This is a genomic window from Corynebacterium faecale (assembly GCF_030408735.1).
In the GTDB taxonomy this organism is placed as follows: Bacteria; Actinomycetota; Actinomycetes; order Mycobacteriales; family Mycobacteriaceae; genus Corynebacterium; species Corynebacterium faecale.
In genome coordinates, this window is sequence record NZ_CP047204.1 from 1,298,151 (window position 1) to 1,316,144 (window position 17,994).

The 17,994-nt window shown below is 56.7% G+C and carries 16 protein-coding genes and 4 pseudogenes; 17 read left to right on the top strand and 3 right to left on the bottom strand.

Annotated elements, in window-relative coordinates; all coding sequences use genetic code 11:
* Positions 1 to 86 precede the first annotated feature (86 nt).
* Positions 87 to 1,100 (top strand): ketol-acid reductoisomerase, encoded by a 1,014-nt coding sequence (gene ilvC, locus CFAEC_RS05975; RefSeq protein WP_290279613.1) that lies wholly within the window; start codon positions 87 to 89, stop codon positions 1,098 to 1,100.
* Positions 1,101 to 1,249: 149 nt separating this feature from the next.
* On the opposite strand, the pseudogene CFAEC_RS14285 reads toward ilvC, so the two are convergent.
* Positions 1,250 to 1,744, bottom strand: a pseudogene (locus tag CFAEC_RS14285) (tyrosine-type recombinase/integrase); the annotation flags it as partial.
* A gap of 85 nt (positions 1,745 to 1,829) precedes the next feature.
* Here CFAEC_RS14285 and CFAEC_RS05985 point away from each other — a divergent pair.
* Positions 1,830 to 2,114 (top strand): phage antirepressor KilAC domain-containing protein, encoded by a 285-nt coding sequence (locus tag CFAEC_RS05985; protein WP_290279614.1) that lies wholly within the window; start codon positions 1,830 to 1,832, stop codon positions 2,112 to 2,114.
* Positions 2,115 to 2,618: 504 nt separating this feature from the next.
* Here CFAEC_RS05985 and CFAEC_RS05990 read toward each other — a convergent pair.
* Complete coding sequence (locus tag CFAEC_RS05990; RefSeq protein WP_290279615.1) at positions 2,619 to 3,308, bottom strand: hypothetical protein; 690 nt, start codon at positions 3,306 to 3,308, stop codon at positions 2,619 to 2,621.
* A gap of 486 nt (positions 3,309 to 3,794) precedes the next feature.
* On the opposite strand from CFAEC_RS05990, the pseudogene CFAEC_RS05995 reads away from it, so the two are divergent.
* From CFAEC_RS05995 to CFAEC_RS06045, 11 genes and pseudogenes are all read left to right on the top strand, one after another.
* Positions 3,795 to 4,310 (top strand): annotated as a pseudogene (locus tag CFAEC_RS05995) (single-stranded DNA-binding protein).
* A gap of 785 nt (positions 4,311 to 5,095) precedes the next feature.
* Positions 5,096 to 6,302, top strand: a pseudogene (locus CFAEC_RS06000) (IS110 family RNA-guided transposase).
* 481 nt (positions 6,303 to 6,783) lie between these two features.
* A complete protein-coding gene (locus tag CFAEC_RS06005) occupies positions 6,784 to 7,344 on the top strand; it encodes a hypothetical protein (protein ID WP_290279616.1) in 561 nt (186 codons plus the stop codon).
* Positions 7,345 to 7,455: 111 nt separating this feature from the next.
* On the top strand, positions 7,456 to 7,671 hold the full coding sequence (locus CFAEC_RS06010; protein ID WP_290279617.1) for a hypothetical protein: 216 nt from the start codon (positions 7,456 to 7,458) through the stop codon (positions 7,669 to 7,671).
* Positions 7,668 to 8,024 carry a DUF433 domain-containing protein gene (locus CFAEC_RS06015; RefSeq protein WP_290279618.1) on the top strand — a complete coding sequence of 119 codons (357 nt, stop codon included), beginning with the start codon at positions 7,668 to 7,670 and terminating at the stop codon, positions 8,022 to 8,024. Before CFAEC_RS06010 ends, CFAEC_RS06015 begins: the two co-directional genes overlap by 4 nt.
* A complete protein-coding gene (locus CFAEC_RS06020; protein ID WP_290279619.1) occupies positions 8,017 to 8,409 on the top strand; it encodes a hypothetical protein in 393 nt (130 codons plus the stop codon). Before CFAEC_RS06015 ends, CFAEC_RS06020 begins: the two co-directional genes overlap by 8 nt.
* A complete protein-coding gene (locus tag CFAEC_RS06025; protein WP_290279620.1) occupies positions 8,402 to 8,590 on the top strand; it encodes a hypothetical protein in 189 nt (62 codons plus the stop codon). Before CFAEC_RS06020 ends, CFAEC_RS06025 begins: the two co-directional genes overlap by 8 nt.
* Positions 8,587 to 8,895 carry a hypothetical protein gene (locus CFAEC_RS06030; RefSeq protein WP_290279621.1) on the top strand — a complete coding sequence of 103 codons (309 nt, stop codon included), beginning with the start codon at positions 8,587 to 8,589 and terminating at the stop codon, positions 8,893 to 8,895. The genes CFAEC_RS06025 and CFAEC_RS06030 overlap by 4 nt, the downstream gene beginning before the upstream one ends.
* Positions 8,896 to 9,019: 124 nt before the next feature.
* Entirely contained in the window at positions 9,020 to 9,910 is an 891-nt protein-coding gene (locus CFAEC_RS06035) for an LAPAL motif-containing putative phage structural protein (protein WP_290279622.1), read from the top strand.
* Between the two features lie 97 nt (positions 9,911 to 10,007).
* The gene (locus CFAEC_RS06040) at positions 10,008 to 10,661 is read left to right on the top strand and encodes a Fe(II)-2OG oxygenase family protein (protein WP_290279623.1); all 654 of its coding nucleotides are present in this window, start codon (positions 10,008 to 10,010) and stop codon (positions 10,659 to 10,661) included.
* Positions 10,658 to 11,563: a hypothetical protein gene (locus CFAEC_RS06045; protein WP_290279624.1), complete on the top strand. Its 906-nt coding sequence runs from the start codon at positions 10,658 to 10,660 to the stop codon at positions 11,561 to 11,563. Before CFAEC_RS06040 ends, CFAEC_RS06045 begins: the two co-directional genes overlap by 4 nt.
* Positions 11,564 to 11,729: 166 nt before the next feature.
* Here the strand turns inward: CFAEC_RS06045 and CFAEC_RS06050 are convergent.
* Positions 11,730 to 12,496 (bottom strand): annotated as a pseudogene (locus tag CFAEC_RS06050) (IS256 family transposase); the annotation flags it as partial.
* A 112-nt stretch (positions 12,497 to 12,608) separates the two neighbouring features.
* Here CFAEC_RS06050 and CFAEC_RS06055 point away from each other — a divergent pair.
* From CFAEC_RS06055 to CFAEC_RS06070, 4 genes are all read left to right on the top strand, one after another.
* Positions 12,609 to 13,064, top strand: coding sequence for a hypothetical protein (locus tag CFAEC_RS06055; RefSeq protein WP_290279625.1), 456 nt, complete (start codon positions 12,609 to 12,611; stop codon positions 13,062 to 13,064).
* A gap of 219 nt (positions 13,065 to 13,283) precedes the next feature.
* Complete coding sequence (locus tag CFAEC_RS06060) at positions 13,284 to 14,204, top strand: cation diffusion facilitator family transporter (protein WP_290279626.1); 921 nt, start codon at positions 13,284 to 13,286, stop codon at positions 14,202 to 14,204.
* 15 nt (positions 14,205 to 14,219) lie between these two features.
* Positions 14,220 to 16,037 carry a GmrSD restriction endonuclease domain-containing protein gene (locus CFAEC_RS06065; RefSeq protein ID WP_290279627.1) on the top strand — a complete coding sequence of 606 codons (1,818 nt, stop codon included), beginning with the start codon at positions 14,220 to 14,222 and terminating at the stop codon, positions 16,035 to 16,037.
* A gap of 63 nt (positions 16,038 to 16,100) precedes the next feature.
* Positions 16,101 to 17,813, top strand: coding sequence for a cell wall-binding repeat-containing protein (locus CFAEC_RS06070; protein WP_290279628.1), 1,713 nt, complete (start codon positions 16,101 to 16,103; stop codon positions 17,811 to 17,813).
* The last annotated feature ends 181 nt before the right edge of the window (positions 17,814 to 17,994 follow it).

Consider the following 17,994-nt stretch of genomic DNA (forward strand, 5'->3'; position numbering starts at 1 on the left):
TGAGATGTGGTAGAACAATATGTAGTATTCTGTCTCATGTGGCGGACAAAACCCCACGATAATCACGAAAGGTGAGATTTTCTCTCATGGCTATTGAACTGTTCTACGACGCAGACGCTGATCTTTCCCTCATCCAGGGCCGCAAGGTTGCCATCATCGGCTACGGCTCCCAGGGCCACGCCCACGCACAGAACCTGCGCGATTCCGGCGTCGAGGTTGTCATCGGCCTGCGCGAGGGCTCCAAGTCCGCAGAGAAGGCCAAGGAGGCTGGCTTCGAGGTCAAGACCACCGCTGACGCCGCCGCATGGGCAAACGTCATCATGATCCTGGCACCGGATACCTCCCAGGCATCCATTTTCACCAACGACGTTGAGCCAAACCTCAACGAGGGCGACGCACTGCTCTTCGGTCACGGCCTGAATATCCACTTCGACCTGATCAAGCCAGCTGACAACATCATCGTCGGCATGGTTGCACCAAAGGGCCCAGGCCACCTGGTTCGCCGTCAGTTCGTCGACGGCAAGGGTGTTCCCTGCCTCATCGCCATCGACCAGGACCCAACCGGTGACGCACAGGCACTGGCACTGTCCTACGCCTCCGCCATCGGTGGCGGCCGCGCAGGCGTCATCCCCACCACCTTCGAAGCTGAGACCGTCACCGACCTCTTCGGCGAACAGGCTGTTCTCTGCGGTGGCACCGAAGAACTGGTCAAGACCGGTTTCGAGGTTCTGACCGAGGCCGGCTACGAGCCGGAGATGGCCTACTTCGAGGTTCTCCACGAGCTCAAGCTCATCGTTGACCTGATGTTCGAAGGCGGCATCGCCAACATGAACTACTCCGTCTCCGACACCGCTGAGTTCGGTGGCTACCTCGCCGGCCCACGCGTGATCAACGCTGACACCAAGGAGCGCATGAAGGACATCCTGACCGAAATCCAGGACGGTACCTTCACCAAGCACCTCATCGCCAACGTCGAGAACGGCAACACCGAGCTCGAGGGCCTGCGCGCAGAGTACGCACAGCACCCGATCGAGGAGACCGGCTCCAAGCTGCGCGACCTCATGAGCTGGGTCAAGAACCCACTCACCGAGACCGCATAAACTACCAGCACAAACAGGATTAAGGCACCGCTTTCAGGTGCCGCGATCGCGCTGGAGATCGTATCCCGCATCTCACGACCATCCCGGTCAAGAATGTGGGTATACACCTCCAGCGTCATCGACGCGCTACTGTGCCCCATCACGGCACTAACTTCATGAATCGGCCGACCCGCCGTAATCAACGAAGATGCGAAGAAATGCCGCAGGGAATGCAAATGCACACGTTCCACTCCTGCGAACTTCGCCGCACGCGAGACATACACCGACAACCGAGATGACCTCATAGCTTGTCCCTGGGCCCCACAGAACACCCAATCTGTGGGGCCCTTGTTTATTATCTGCTCCCGGAGGATCTGCTCCAACTGGGCAGCAATCGGAATATCACGCCGGGACGCCCGCGACTTTAGATGGTCGAGTACGGCTTTGTCGAAGATCAGGACTACGCGGTCAAAAATGACCGGGTATAGGATTCTCGCGGCAGGGAACGGGCTGCACTCAACCACATCATCTCTTTGGATATGGCGAAAGAGATCTCCATGATCCAGCGGACCGAGAAAGGCAAGCGGGCCCGGCAGTACTTCCTCGAGTCCGAGCGCCAGGCGAAGAAGCCGGCAGTACTGACCGGCCCCAAGTTGCTGGCTCACGCGGTGTTGGAGGCGAACTCCATGATCGAGGCTCAGGCGAAACAGATTGAGGAATTGGCCCCGGCAGCGAAGTCGTGGGAGAACCTTGCCGCGCCGGGATCCGGGTATCGAGATGGGCAGGAACCGTCTGTTCGATTACCTCGGCGAGATCAAGTGGATCTTCAAGGCAAAGGGTAAGCGCGCCCATTGGGAGGCGTACCAGCCAAAGATCGACGCCGGTCTGCTGTCTCACAAACTGGGTGGCCGGTTCATCAATGAGCAGACAGGGCAGTGGGAGCAGGCGGATCCCACGGTTCGGATCACTGCCAAGAGGCTGCATGAGCTGCATAAGCGCCTCGGGGGTACGGGCCCTGTTCTTCTGGTTGCCTGAACGGTTTTCTCGCGGGGTTCGATTCCCTGCGCAGGCTCTTAGTCATCGGGACCAGAGACCGCCCACCTGGGTGTTGGGTTGGGCTGATGGACACGATATTTCAGAACTCAATAGTGAAGGCTACTTAGCTCACCTGCACCGATCAACGATGTGCGGGTGTTAGAAACCCGGACTTACATGCCGGGTCCGTGGCCCTTCTCCCGGATCGCGTCGGGCGTCAGTTCATGACTGGGGAGGGCACTGGGGTGACAAATGCGGAACTCATTCATGAGATCGTCGCCGCCAAGCTATGCCCTCAGGTGAGCCCTTGCGTCGGCATGGCTGCGCCACCCACACTGAAACTTATCTACTGAAAGGAGTAAGGCATGTTGTCAAAGGATAGAGAAAATCATGCTGATAGCTTGGGAAGAATTTACTAAGATGTTTTGTCGGTAGATGAAACATTGTCCGGAAAGGAGGTAAAAAAGCTGGCGGCCGGAGTAGTTGAAATGGAAATCCTACGAGCTATGAACCCTGAGTGAGGCTCTGGAGGACATTCTGGCCGGCATCTACTGCTTCTAGGGAGGATTTTCCAAACTTCGCGATGTTGATAAGCTTATTGAAAACCATCGCGACTTTCCCAGTCGGAGCATCTTCGCCTACATAATGTTTTGCTACATGGCTTGTTGCTGCGATGAGCCGGTCGATGGCATCTTGAAGGTTAAATTCCTCAAAAAGTTCAAACTGGGAAATGTCATGTCTTACTGAGGCAAAAACCCCAAAGCAGTAGCGTTTTAATTCCTCGGGGAAATCAGGGTCATCGTGAATAACTTTATTGAGCTCATCTACGGCTTCACTCAGTGTGAGCGCTTCTTCTTTTGTTGATGCAGGAAAAGATGACTGCCAGTAAGGAGCCAGAGTCCTAAGGCCAAAAAGGGCATTGTCGAGGTCTTTGTCTTCAACCATGATTTGAGCTCCGATTTTGTGAATTATAAGGCCCCACTGAATTACTTGAGTTTCGTAGAAGCTTAAATCGTGTGCGGTTCCCCGGGTGCTGTTAATGAAATCGTATATCTCTTTAATTAAAACGCCACCCGTCAATACGACTGTTGAGTAGTAGTCGTTGCTCTCAGGATCTGTAAAGGGGTCACCGTTGCGCTGATCACTTCCCCAACCCCGCAGAAGGTCCAATAGATATGTCACAGGATTATTCATAGTGACTTATCAAATCACATAAAAATAATTAGCGCACCACTTTGTCGGAAGTGGCGCGCTTCATGTTTCCAGAAAGGGAAAACACTATGAAGCCTACACCGAAACATAGGCAGACCCCATCCACTCCGGTCGAGCATCACGCCGGATTCATCATTAACCGTGTCAGGTCATCAGGAAGTGATTGAGCTGGTCAAGTATGAGGATGTGCGGGAGGTGAGGATCCGTGGCTAGAGGATGTAATGAATCTAAAGCGAGAACGTATTCCGCCTCCGAGGCCGCGGAGATTCTGGGGATCTCAAAAAATTCTCTCCTCGACCACGCTCGAGCGGGGACGCTCTACCCACCGATCCGCTACATCGCCGCGGGCCAAGCGATCTGATTCTCGAGGGTCTATGTGGATCAGGCAGTAGGGGAGGTCGCAGCATGAGGCCGCGGTGGGTGGTTGATACCCCGGCCCGGTCGTATTCGCAGGGGTGGTTGGTGAAGATGAATGCGGATCCGGGGTTGAGGTTTACCCCGTCGGGTGCGGCGGTGGCGAACTTCCGTATCGCCTCCACACCGAGGACGTTTAACCAGACCACGAACCAGTGGGAGGACGGTAAGGCATTGCTCCTCACCTGCAATATTTGGCGCGAAGCTGCGGAGAACGTGGCGGAGTCATTGACCAAGGGCATGAGGGTGATTGCCCAGGGGCGACTTAGGCAGCGTTCGTATGAGACCCGTGAGGGTGAGAGGCGGATCATCTTCGAGTTGGAGGTCGATGAGATCGGCCCCTCGTTGAAGTACGCGAAAGCTGATGTCACCCGCAACCCGAGGGGCGTCGGCTTCACCTAGCAAGGTCAAGGTGGTCAGTTCGGGAATCGACAACCCGCCACCGGGGGATTCGGGCAAGCGCAGACCAACGTCCAGCAGAGGCTAGGTGGACAGCCTGCGCTGGGCAATGACCCATGGAATGCCACCCCGACCGCGCCGGGGATGCCCGATGATGAACCCCCATTTTGAACCAGCCCATCTGAGGAGTGACCCCATTGGGCTACACACCCCGCCAGCGCGCTGACCTACGGGCGTGGCTGGCTGAACCTGAACAGGACGTCCACAACACCACCGAGGTGTTCTTGGACGTCTTTCTTGCATTATTCATTTCACTAATCCGAGAGGAGGACCAGTGAGCCTCAAAGCAATCACCTGGGTAATGGAACACGCCCCGGTGGAATCCCCAACCGAGATGGTCATTCTTTACGCCCTGGCGGACCGCGCACATGATGATGGCTCATCAGCGTGGCCGTCATATCAAGGATCGCAGACCGAGCAGTGTGCTCCAGGCGCACCGTCATCCGTCAGGTCAAGGCGATGGAGGAACGCGGTTTGATTACCCGGGGAGATCAGCGGTTCGTTCGGCATCTCCCATCCGATAAGCGACCCACGGTGTGGAATCTGAACCCGTCGTTGAGGCGTCCCATCAAGCCCGACACGGGGTGTCATCCTTGTCACCCAATCCGTCCTTGAACCAAAAGAAGAACCGTCCAAGAACCCGTTACTTTGATGGTATCCCCGATAATGGGGTGAGTTGCTGGGCGAGGTCATGGCTTAATCGCCCTGTAGTTACCATGAGTCCTTAGGGGTGTTGCCGCCGGGCTACCAGGACAACCGTTGACTGCTAATAGGGACACGGACGAGTCATCAGACTCAGTTCTCAAAGTAGCCGTGGGTGCCAGCATCGGATGTCACGACACCAGCGACAACGCTGTACCTGTCACTGTTGCTACGACACCACAAGGAGGCCGGCCATGACCACCGGCACCATCGACGTCACCATCGGATTAGACGTTGGAAAACCGCCCACCACACCTCATGCCATGACACCTGCAGGCGACATCATCTACGACAAACCCCTGCCCCAAGACGAAACTGAACTGCGGAAAGTCTTCACCGATCTACAAGAACACGGCACCGTCCTGATGGTCGTTGACCAGCCCAATACCATCGGAGCACTCCCGATCGCCGTGGCCTGGGATGCCGGCTGCTTGGTCGGTTACCTGCCCGGCCTGGCCATGAGAAAGGCCGCTGACCTGTATCCAGGCAGGTCGAAGACCGACCGTCGGGACGCCTTCATCATCGCCGACACGGCACGGACCATGCCGCATACCTTGCGTGCTGTCGACCGCGACAACGAAGTCCTCTCAGCACTGAAGATGTTATCTGGATTCGATGATGACATAGCCAAGGATTGCACTCGCACGATCAACCGACTCCGCAGCGTGCTGACTCAGATCTACCCCAGCTTCGAACGAGCCCTGGTCGGTGACATCATCACCAGGCCCCTGGTGCTGGAGATGCTGATTCACTACGGCGGACCTACAAAGATGAAAAAGGCTGGTTACCAGCGTGTTCACACCTGGATGAGTAACCGGGCAAAGAAGGATCCCACGAAGCTGGTGGATGCTATCTTCGAAGGGCTGAAAGCCCAGACCGTCATCGTTCCTGGAACTGCTGCTGCTGAGATTGTCATCCCGCAGCTGGCCACCAACATCAAGGCTCTGCTGGAACAGCGCGCAACCATCGCTGAACAAGTTGAGGAGTTACTCGAAGAATTCCCTCTTCATCAGGTCTTGATATCTATGCCGGGAGTTGGCCATCTTGACCGCAGCCAACATCCTCCTGGCTGTGGGCGACTGCTCCGACTTCCGGTCCGCCGGGCACCTGGCTGCATACGCCGGGATCGCCCCGGTGACACGAAGATCCGGCACATCAATCCGTGGTGAATTCCCCGCTAGATCAGGCAACAAGAGACTGAAGAATGCGTTGTTCTACTCCGCGTTCGCATCGATCCGGTTCCACGAACCATCGAAGACCTATTATGAGCGAAAACGAGCTGAGGGCAAGCGGCATAATGCTGCGATCATGTGTTTGGCCAGGCGGCGGTGCAATGTCATTTACGCGATGCTGACCCGAGCTGAATACTTCCGAGAGGTACCTGCCAGGGCTGCTGCCTAACCCACCGTCAGCACGACCAGCTGGTCAACGCCATCAATGTTGGCCAGTCGCTTACGCATGCTTATCGCCGGAAGCAGGACTTACCCCCGAAGTGGCTTCCCGAGTACAGGGCCCACCCCTTGACAAAAACATAGGGACACCCCCCTGTAGTCCCCCAAGGGGGACCAGCCCCCAAACCGAAGCGGGGGGAGCGTCTTCCCGAGGGGGGGATGCCCGACCAGGATGTCATCGACGCTATGCGCCAGGAGAACCCAGGGGTCGACCTCGAGCGCGAACACTTGAAGTTCTCCGATCACTGGGCAGCAGCCTCCGGGATGAACACCGTGCCCTCAAACGCCTCAGCGACGCCTACGGACTCACCCCAGAAACCATCAGCTGCGCACTACGAAGAGCCACAACATGACCACACGCCCCTACACCCACTACATGACTGCCCGGCGCGCCGAGATGCTGTCAGTCCACCCGAGAAGGAGTAGGAAGCATGACCAACTCAAATCTTGACCAAGCCCGCGAATGGGCTGATTGCATCACCACTACCCCGAATCTTTCCGGCCCTCGCGTGGGAGTGGCTCGCGCCGCCGCCGAATTGATCCAGTCCCTCCCGGACCAGTGGATCGACGCGGAGAAAGTGCGTGCACTAATAACATCCCTGAATGCATGGGCAGAGGATGCCGATGCCGAACGTGCCCCTGGCCGGGTGCTTGGGTATCGCACGGCTGCAGAAAATCTGGTTACCCTTCTGCCTGCCACGCACCTACCGACCCTCGCTGAGCTGATCGAGCAGGGCAATGATACGAATCAGTATTACAGGATGCAGTGCAGGATCGCCGGGTCTGACAGGCGCTTCACCATCCGAAAGCTTGACCTTGACGGCAAAGTCTTGCTTCTGCGCGATGATTTCCTCGTAGTGAAATCTTCCGCCGATATGGTCACCCCGCTTCCTGATCCGCCCCGCCCGGAGGATGTGCCACATGATGAGGTGTGGCTGGTCAGGAAAGGTGAGCTGGAAGATCTTGCTTGTCGGGGTAAAAGATCGTCGTAATGGTGACATCACTGGTGAATGGTCGCTCACCTTTCTCACTGGTGACGGGAAAATGAGGGTGGCAAATTCCAACATCGTCCTGATCTCCCGACTAGTGCCGGAGGTGAAGCCATGACCGAAGACAGGACTCACCAGTCTTTCCCCAGATCGCGGAAAACCGACCAGCCCCTCTACCTCAAAGCGTCCGGCGAGTATATCACCGATGCTGACCGTCAACTCGCGATGAAGTTCTCCATTGATCTCCTACTCCCCGTGGTGATCAGTGCCACCCCTAAACCCACCCGCCGTTCCTGGTGGAAATTCTGGAACCCGAAGGGCAAATCATGACCGACCGAATCATCACCACACTCATGACCATCATTGTCCGCTGGATGAACCATATGCCCTATCGAAAGCGGGAAGCCACCCGCGACATGATCATGGAGCGCCTCAACCTCTTCGAAGCACCGACAGAGGATGAGCGTCTCCCGTCGTGGGTGTATGACCACCCGGACGTGTGGACCAACCCGTGGCGGGTAGGTGGGGTGCCGTGTATCCGAGGAACCCGGATACCGGTAGACATCATGCTCGATTGGATCGAGGGCGCGCCAGACGATGACATCACAGAGTTCTCCCCAGACGTCACCGCAGATGTGATCGACCGCCTACGCACAGCACGAGAGGAACACAACGATGTCTGATTTCACGAGTGAGCAGCTGAAAGCCATGCGGGAAGGAACCACCCCCGGCCAATGGCATGCAACCGACGAGGTTGACGGCTCGGACATTATTATCGACGAAACCGGCGAATCACTGTTGACAGTGGGCGCTATAGCCGATGCGTGGGCAAGTTTCGCAGTGGTGGCAGACGGAAAACTCGCCGCCGCTGCCCCTGCGTTGGTGGATGTCCTGATCGCGGAGAAACAAGCCCACCAGAAACTACGGGCCGAGGTGGAGGGTGTGAAAGTCGCTTTTGAATCCCGGCCATCCCCTCACGACGATTGCATGTATGCACAGGGATGTGATTATGCGATGGGCCCGACTCAGATGGAACTCACCCGCATTTTGGAGGGCGACAATGGCTGACCCCTCCACCCTCGCTGCAGCCCTGGATTACATGGAGCGCAAAGCCCTACGCTGTACCTCCCGGGGTAAGCGCAGCCCGTACTCACACCTGTGGAGACTACGGGAACTCGAACTCACCGATAGCGACGGGATCACCGACCTTGGGTGGTCAGTCCTCACCAAGCTGGAGAAGAACACATGAGTAGGACACGAGCCAGCGCGAAGAAAATCGGATCCAGCTTTGAACGCCTAGTTGCAGACCATCTGCGCGCCGGGCTGGGGATCCGCGAGATTGACCGCATGACCAAGGCTGGGGCATTGGATAAGGGCGACATCGCCAACGTGAGGGACTCCCACGATCGCCTCCTGGCCGACGAGTGCAAGAACATCACGAAGATGAGCTTGCCCGCGTGGATCAACGAGGCCCAGGCCGAAGCAATTAACTATGGCGCGCATGTCGGAATCGTGGTCCACAAACGCCACGGTGTGACGGACCCAGGAAAGTAATGGGTCACACTCACTGTTGAGGATTTAATTGCACTATTAAAACAACCTCAACGGGGTTAACCTACCAAGACCACATAAGCTCAAATTACTCATTCCATAGAAGGACTGAGATACCATGCCAAGAATGAAGATCGAGGAGTTCACCGCCAAATATGACGGTCCCGATGTAGAAGATCACACAATGGATGTGACTATTCTCGGGCCAGCTCTATTAGCTTTTGGCGAGTTACATCGAGCTGCTTATCGTGAAATGATCCCTGGGGATGAACGCACACCCCACGTGAAAGTACAAGAAGTTAATCCTGGTTCTTTTGAAGTAATTCTGTCCATTGACTTGTCGTGGATTGATCACGCTAAATCTCTTCTTACTAAAGAAAATCTTGCCATTGCTGGCGGGATCGCCACGATTACAGGTTTTACTCTTAAAGACGCGGTCATGGGAGGCATTAAAGCTGTTCGTGATAAAGCAGTAGGAAAAAAGAAGACTAGAGATGAATTGTTTGATGAACTCGGAAATATTGCGTTGGCCCGACTCGTAAATAATTTACAGGATGAGCCCCGTTTCATCAGTGGATGTAAGGGAATTACGCGGCCATTAAGGGATGGCCGTATTGACTCCCTTGAAGTCGACGGGACAGGGGAAGAAGGGAAATTATCTCTCAACAAAGACGATGCTGAGGCGATTGAGGATTTAGCCGATTACTCAGAGCCTGTTATTCGACTAGAAGATCTAGTGGTAGAAGTAGATACCCCGCATATCCGTCAAACTCAGAAACGAAAATGGCGTTTGTACTGTGAAAAGTATGGGACGTTTACCGCAAAAATGTTGGACGATGATTTTGCCCATGCGGTGCATTTGGGGGATATTAATTTCCGAACTGGATTGAAGTTCATGGTGAAGCTACGCATAGAAGAGACAGAGGAGAAAGGAAGCGTGAAGCGATCTTTCGAAGTGATTCAGATGCGGAGAACAGGAGAGGATCCCGGCGAACAACTTGAAATATTACAATCCTAATCCGCCCCTCAAATGTGAGAAGATCGGATATTAACTGTAGAACTATTTTCTCTTAACACCGTGATGAGTGCTGGATGAACGGATATCATGATCCTCTGTGAGTAAATTTTTGCAGGACTTATTAGACGAATCACAAGATACTGGGATTGCAGTACGTGAGTTGAAACTGCCTGAGTTAATTTCGCTAGAGAGTCGAATCTTGGCCGAAGCGAGGGTATTAGGGTGGATGCCTCGCGAGACTAGAAAAGGAAGCGGACTTCTAACAGCCTTGATCCCCAAGGAGAAAACAGAAGCAAATCCTTCTTCGTTAAGTGCTCTAACCGGTACTGGACGTCAGCCTCTTCATACTGATGGAGCCCATCATCGCATTCAACCCGATTACGTACTTCTCTGGAGTGAAAAAGAGAATGAAACTCCGACCCGGGTCTGGAAGCCATCTCAAGTTCCCTGGAAATCTAAAAATGGAGTTTTTGTGGTGAGAGGAGGCAATGATACTTGGCTAACCGAGGCCACTAGTGGATTTAAAGAAATTCGTTTTGATCCCGGATGCATGGAACCTGCAGACCACCTGTCAAGGGCACTCGCTGAGTACTTGACGAACCCTCCTGTTGCTGAAATCCAAGAAATATATTGGGATCAGCCCAAATTAGTTTTCCTCAGAAACAAAATCGTATTACATGGCCGGGAGGAAATGAAAAAAGGTGACGAAAGCCGGGTATTAAAACGATTGATATTTCAGGGAGTACGATGAACCCGTATGCGCCGGAAGGTTATTGGTTGAAAGCTAAGCTGTTTTTCAACCGATCGCTGGATGATCCTCAAGTTCGAAGTGATGACGAACGACGGCTTTGGGCTTCACTGGCGTTAGAGCAGCTCGCTAAGTGGGCCTTAGCCAATACTTCCCCTGTTTTAGTTGTTGACCCCCAGCATGACGGTGGGGTGCAACTACTCAAAGCGCTTGGTCTTGAATCGGGGGCAAAGCACGTAACTGTACAAGCATCTACAGCGTTTAAGCGATGCGCAAAAATCTTCCGTCCTTTTGATGCTAGTGAAGCGCAGAAAATCGCAAATGCGCGAAACGAGTACCTTCATGGTGGTGACATTACTTTTCTTCAGCTACCGGAAAATATTTGGTGGGAAAAGTTATGGTCACTAACTTCTGTTCTTCTTTATTCCAATGACAGGGGAGTATCTGACCTTGTTGGCCTCTACCACTCGGGAAGAGTTGAAACTTATCTAGAACTAAATAAGAAACGAATAGAACAACAAGTAGAGGCTGCGGTGGAGGGCGCTAAGAGAAACTTAATGCGATTCCAAAGCCACACCATGTCTGCCGAAGAGGAACGGAAGTGGCAAGCCAACAGAGTTACTTACTGGGGATCATCCTACAAAGCTGAAGCGAAGTGCCCAGCATGTGATAAATATGGTACCGCCGAATCTGATGAAGCTACTGATCGTGAATTGATTTACTCGGATGAACCTGGAGACCCGCCCCATGTGGAAATAACTTTTTCGCCAGACTTTTTCTCCTGCCATTACTGTGGTCTGGCTTTGGAAGGATTTGAGTACATTGACCAGGCGGGTATCGAAACAGAATTTGTCGTAGAAAGTGATGATTGGGATTATTTAATGCCGGAATACGGCAACGACTAGATCCGAGACTGACGCTAGCGAAATGGGCACAAGTCACTAAATAGATCCATTCTCGCTGCCTAACTAGCTCGTGGTCCAGTCCGGCTGAGTGGTGTATCTGCCCTTTCGATAAAGCAAGCAGCGCAACGACCTTAAGGACCATCACGAGCTAAATAACGACCCCGGCTCACGCCACATCCTTCCGGATGATCTCAGAAGTAATCTCGTCCGAGTCAATGAGATTCGCAGTCATCATCGCCCTGGTCTGCTCCAGGCTCGTCAACGACATGTACCGCTTCTGCTTCAATCCAATCATCATGCTGTTCCGCCAAGACCGCACCAACCAAGCGAACAACAGCGTCCCGGTTCGGGAAAATGCCCACCACATCAGTACGCCGGCGAATCTCACGATTCAACCGCTGAAGTCGGGTTATTCGACCAGACCTTGGTCCACACAGCCTTGGGCGCGTTCGTGAACGCCAGCAGCTCATCAAGAGCTTCATCCAGGTAATCGGCCACATCCGGGAACTTCTGCTGACAGAACTCCACCACATCCCTGGCCTGGGCCCATACTGACTGCGCATCCGGCTGCTGGAAAATCGTGTGAAACATCGCCGACAAGGTCGGCCACTGCGTCTTCGACATCATCCCGTACAGGTTCTTCGAAAAGTGCGTCCGGCACCGTTGCCACGAGGCATTCGGCAGGACCTCACCGATGGCGTGCTGGATCCCCAGGTGAGCATCACTGGTCACCAGGTAGACCTCGTTAAGACCTCGTGCTTTTAAGTCCCGGAAGAAACCCGTCCAGGAGGCTACCGACTCGGACGTGGCGACCTGCATACCAAGTAACTCCCGATACCCTTCCGAATTGACACCGGTGGTAAGCCACACCGAGGTTTTCACTACGCGTCCGCCTTCACGCACCTTCATGGTGAGTGCGTCACAGGAAACGTAGGGTGGAGTCCAGAAATCCCCTGAGGGGTTGGTTGCAGGTCAGTTAAGGACTGCGGATGTACCTGGCATAATCACTATTGCCTATTGCGTCACATCTTGGCAGAATAGTGATATGGGAAACAAAACTAAATTCACCGCCGTGGGACTTGCTGCGATATTGGCGCTCACCGGGGCCCCGATGGCTCATGCGCAATCCAGTGACTTCTCCTCCTTCCTCAACTTTGGATCCTCCGAGGCAAGTCTCGCGGACCGCCTCAAGGATGCGTCTGAAAGAAACCACATCAATGGTGGTACACCTGTCTCCCGGGCCGCTGAGGTTGTCGCGCAGGACTATGTGCAGCGTGCCGCCAGAGGTGAGCTCACCTTTGATGAGTACGGAACCTGGGTTTTTGATTTCGGCGATGGCCGGGTCATGGAGATTTTCCGGATCCGGGAGGCTGATGTGGAGGCATGGATCGCCTATCTCCTTTCCAGTCCGTCCGAAGATATAGGGCCCTACAGTGTCGGAGTTGCCGCGACTGCCGCGGGCGGGTTCGTCTATCTCGCTGAGTACTACGTCCCGGCTTGATCTCCGACGCCCCGGTTGCACATCGGGCTTCCTGGAGGGCTGATGGTCATCCATGCCGGGTGGCGCAGCTGTTGCCATATTCCGTGACGGGATCCCGGGATGGTGAAGTCGGCCTAATTAACAATAGTTTTCATTTGCGCAGGTAGGGGGAATGGTGGAATGATCACCACATTTTCAACAGGCTTTCAATAAGCGTCGGAGTGTGGCAGGGTTAGAGGTATGACAGCGCACACCCATGACCACCACCATGACCACAGTGGCCATTCCCACGTGCCCAAGTCCCTGAAGGCCCTCGCCGCGGTTCTCATCCTCACCGGCACCGTGTTCTTCGCTGAGCTCATCGCGGGACTGGTCTCCGGATCGCTGGCGCTGCTGGCTGATGCCATGCATATGCTCTCCGATGCCACGGGCCTGATCATCGCACTGGTTGCCATGCTGATTGGTCGCCGGGCACCGACAGATCGCGCCACCTACGGCTTCAAGCGGGTGGAAGTGCTCGCCGCCATGACCAATGCGCTGGTGGTGGCGGCGGTGTCGGTGTGGATCGTGGTGGAGGCGATCATGCGGCTGGGTTCAGACACGGAGATCCAGACCGGGCTCATGCTCATCGTCGCGGTGATCGGTTTCCTCACCAACGGCGTCTCCGCGCTGGTGCTCATGCGTCACCAGGACGGCAACATCAATATGCGTGGAGCGCTGCTGCATGTGCTCAGTGACATGCTGGGTTCAGTTGCCGTCATCATCGCCGGTCTGGTGATCCGCTACACCGGTTGGATGCCGGCGGACACGATCGCCTCCATCGCCATCGCTGCGATCATCCTCCCGCGCGCCTTCGGTCTGCTGAAGGATGCCGTGAATATCCTTCTCGAGCGTGTCCCGGATGGTGCGGATCCCGCTGAAGTGGATCGCGTTCTGAGGGAGATTCCGGGTGTGGAAGATATTCATGATCTGCATATCTGGAGCATCGACGGCCGGGAGGTGCTCGCCACCTGCCATATTGTGGTTGATACCGATTTTCAGCACATATTCTCCTGTGGGGTGTTGGATCGGGCAGAAGCGGAATTAAACAAACTGGGTATCGATCATTCGACCATTCAATTGGAGAGTGCCGCACACAGCGATCATGAGACGGTGTGCTGATATAGAGTGTGACCCATGGGTTTTTCCACGCCGAGTTATGCGCTCACAGACCTCTTCGCCCGGATTGACCGGGGCGATCTCCAACTGCCGGATTTCCAACGGGAATACTCCTGGGATGTTGACCGCATCCGCAGCCTGATCGTCACCGTCCTGCGTGGTTTCCCCGTCGGTGTGCTCATGGCGCTGGACACCCGCGGCGAGGAGATGCGCTTCCGCCCCCGCCCGCTGCAGGGCGCCCCCGACACCGGCCGTGATCCCGGCCTGTTGCTTCTCGACGGACAGCAGCGCCTCACCACGCTCTACCACTGTCTCCGCGGCGATGGTTACGTCGATTCCTTTGATTTCCGCGACAAGCGCGTGCGCCGCAAATTCTACGTGGACGTGGCCAAAGCCATCGAATCCCCCGTCATGCCGGATGAGGCCGTGTTCTCCGTCGATGAGACCGGAGCGATCAAGTCCCACTTCGGCCCCAAGCTCGACGGCGGCATCACCGATCTGCAGTCGGCGCTGTCCGCCGGGTGCGTGCCGGTATCGATGCTGCTTGGCGACGACGGCGCCAGCCTCCTCTTTGATCTGGCCGACCTCGCCGGCGACGGTGCCAGGGAGAACGCTAAAAAATTCCACGCACAGGTGGGCCGGAAGATCGTCACCTATGACATCCCCATGATCCGACTTGACCGTGAGACCGCCAAGGGGGGAGTGGGATCCATCTTCGCCCAGGCCAACTCCTCCGGTCTGCAGATGGATGTCTTTGATCTGCTCACCGCGGTGTTCGCCACCGATGATTCCTGTGAGACCGAATTCTCCCTGCGCGATGACTGGGTGCGCACCGAAAAACTCCTCCGCCAGCATCAGGCCCTCGATGGCATCGGCCGCACCGAGTTCCTCACGGCCGTGGCGCTTTTGGTGTCCGCCCGCAAGGGCAGGGCGGTGGGGCACCGCGAGGATATCCTCAACCTCACCCGCAAGGAATACATCCAGGCATCCGAAGAGGTGCGTGGGGGCTTCGTGGAAGCCGCCGAGTTCCTCCGCCAGCGCTGTATCCTCAGTGTGGATCAGGTTCCCTATACTGCCCAGCTGATTCCACTCGCCGTCATCCTCACGCTGCTCACCGCCGAGGAGCTGGCCAGCTCCACCGCCTGGGACCGCCTCAACCGGTGGTTCTGGAGTGGCGTGCTCGGAGAACTGTATGGTTCTCCCGCGGTGATCTCCCGCGCAGGACGCGACACCGACCAGGTCACCGCCTGGGTCCGGAACGGAGGCGATGATGTGATGGAACCCAAGACCGTGCGCGACACCGTCTTCCATGCCTCCCGTCTGTTCAGCGCTGGTCCCCGCACGGGTGTGTGGAAGGGTGTCTTCGCGCTTCTCATGGGCAGGGGAGCCCGGGACTGGCGCACCGGCCAGCAGTTCGACCGGTGGACCTTCGATGAATTGGGGTGCAACTTCCACCAGATCTTCCCCTCCCGCTGGTGCCGTGAGCGTGGCATCAGCCCGGTCCTGTCGGATTCCGTCCTCAACCGCACCCCGATGGGGCGGCGCACCGAGGTGGTCATCGGGGACACCCCGCCATCGCGCTACCTGCCCCGGGTGCAGTCCAAATCCCTGATGGGGGATGAGGAGTTCGATGCCATGCTCAACACTCACCTCCTGCAGGCCGAGCATCTGCATTCCTCCAACGCCGAGGCATTCTTCGTGGACAGGCGTGAACGGTTCCTCACCATGATCGAGGAGGCCATCGGCAAGCCGGTGGTCCATGATATTGATGAAGATGACCTCGCGGGGGGACTGGATGGCCCCGATGCTTTTGTGGGTATCACCGCCAATCGGTAATTTGGGTTCACCACCAGCACATCACCATCGGAAGGCCACCAATTGGAATGCAGACTTCGTCGAATGAGAACTCTGACCGCCGGCACCGCCGCGGCGGTGCTCGCGTTGGGGCTGGCCTCGTGCGCCAGTACCGAGAGTGAAACGGCTGCGGAAGAGGCGTCGACAAGCGCTGCCGTTACCGGGCAGGAGGATGACAACCGGCCGTACCGCGAGGCACGGACCGCCAATGTCAGCCGCGAGGTTTCGGAGGCGTTTCCATCCGAGCCCACCGTGATCAGTGATCCGGGGTTTTCCGGCATCGGGACAAGCCAGATGTTCTTTGATCAGTCGGACACCGTCGTGGTCTCCGGCGCTGGTATCGCCGAGGAACTGCGCGCGGCGTCCATCGGTGTGGTGTCGCACGCGCCGGTGCTGCACGCGCCAAGTGGAAACGACGAGGAGATCCTCGCTGAGATCGAGCGTCTCGGCGCCACCAGCGTGCTCATCGTCGGCGAGGCCCTCCCGGATTTTGATGGCTCCGATGACATCACCGTCATCCGTGACCGCGGCACCGATGAGGCGCTGGCGCAGCTGACCGCCCTGCAGTTTGAGCCGCAGACCGTTGAAGACATCTCAGACGTCACACGTGTCACCGCCGAACTCTCCCCGGAGAATCAGACGCTGCTGGTCCCGGCATGGGAGCAGATGCCGGAGACCACCGGTGATGAGAAGCTGCCCGCGTTCCCCGCTCAAAGCGCCCGCGATGGCCAGATGGCACCGATCGTCCTGGTCAGCGCTGAATCTGGGATTTCCTCCGTGGCCACCGCACGCGCCTATGGAGCCACCCTGCGCTTCATGGATCACCCCGATCCGCGCCTGAACGCCGAGCACATGGAAATGGTCGCAGGCCTGGCGGATAAGCCACTGCTGGCACTCGGTGAGCAGTTCGGCTCCGGCGAGCAGCTGGCCGCCAAGATCGAGCGCGGCGAAACCGTCACCGAGGAACTGCCCGGCGGCGGCGGACTGGTGTTCCCCGGTCGACGCATGATCGCCTTCTACGGTCACCCCTCCGGCCCGGCCCTGGGCGCCATGGGCGAGCAGCCCGCAGCCGAGGCGGCCCAGCGCGCCCTGGACAAGGCGGCGGAATACCAGGTGTTCGAGGACCAGCCGGTCATCCCGGCCTTCGAGATCATCGCCACGGTGGCCTCCGATGTCCCTGGTCCTGATGGCAACTATGTCAATGAGACCAACCCGGATGAACTCGTCGGCTACATCGACGCCATCACCGAAGCCGGTGGATACGTGGTGCTGGATATCCAGCCCGGCAGGTCCACCTTCCTGGAAATGGCCAAGTACTACGAGGAACTGCTCAAGCGACCCAATGTGGGCCTGGCTTTGGATCCTGAATGGCGCATCGGGCCGGATGAGCAGCCCATGGCACGGGTCGGGCACGTCGAGGCTGCAGAGGTCAACGAGGTCGCAGACTGGTTGGCCGAGCTGGTCCGCGAGGAGGGGCTTCCTCAGAAGGCCTTCATCCTGCACCAGTTCCAGCTGCAGATGCTGCGTGACCGCGAGCAGATCAACACCGACCACCTGGAGTTGGCGTTTGTCCTCCATGCTGATGGACACGGCTCCGCAGGCGAGAAGTACGCCACCTGGGACGCACTGCGCCAGGACCTGGACCCCAACTTCTTCATGGCGTGGAAGAACTTCTACGACGAGGACCTGCCCACCTTCACCCCGCAGCAGACCTACGAGGATGTGAACCCACGTCCGTGGTTCGTGTCATATCAGTAGTGCAGCGGTAGCTTGTCTTGTCCACGGGTCCTGTGAACTGGGCGTTTGGGTGTGTTGTGGTGCACCTTCGGGAACCATTGGGGGTGTGTCCCACCCCAGTGAATATGGCCCGAGGTGTTCGAAGATAAAGCGGAGGGTTTAGAATGTTGGAAGTCGCACGCCAAAACCCGGCGTGGACACG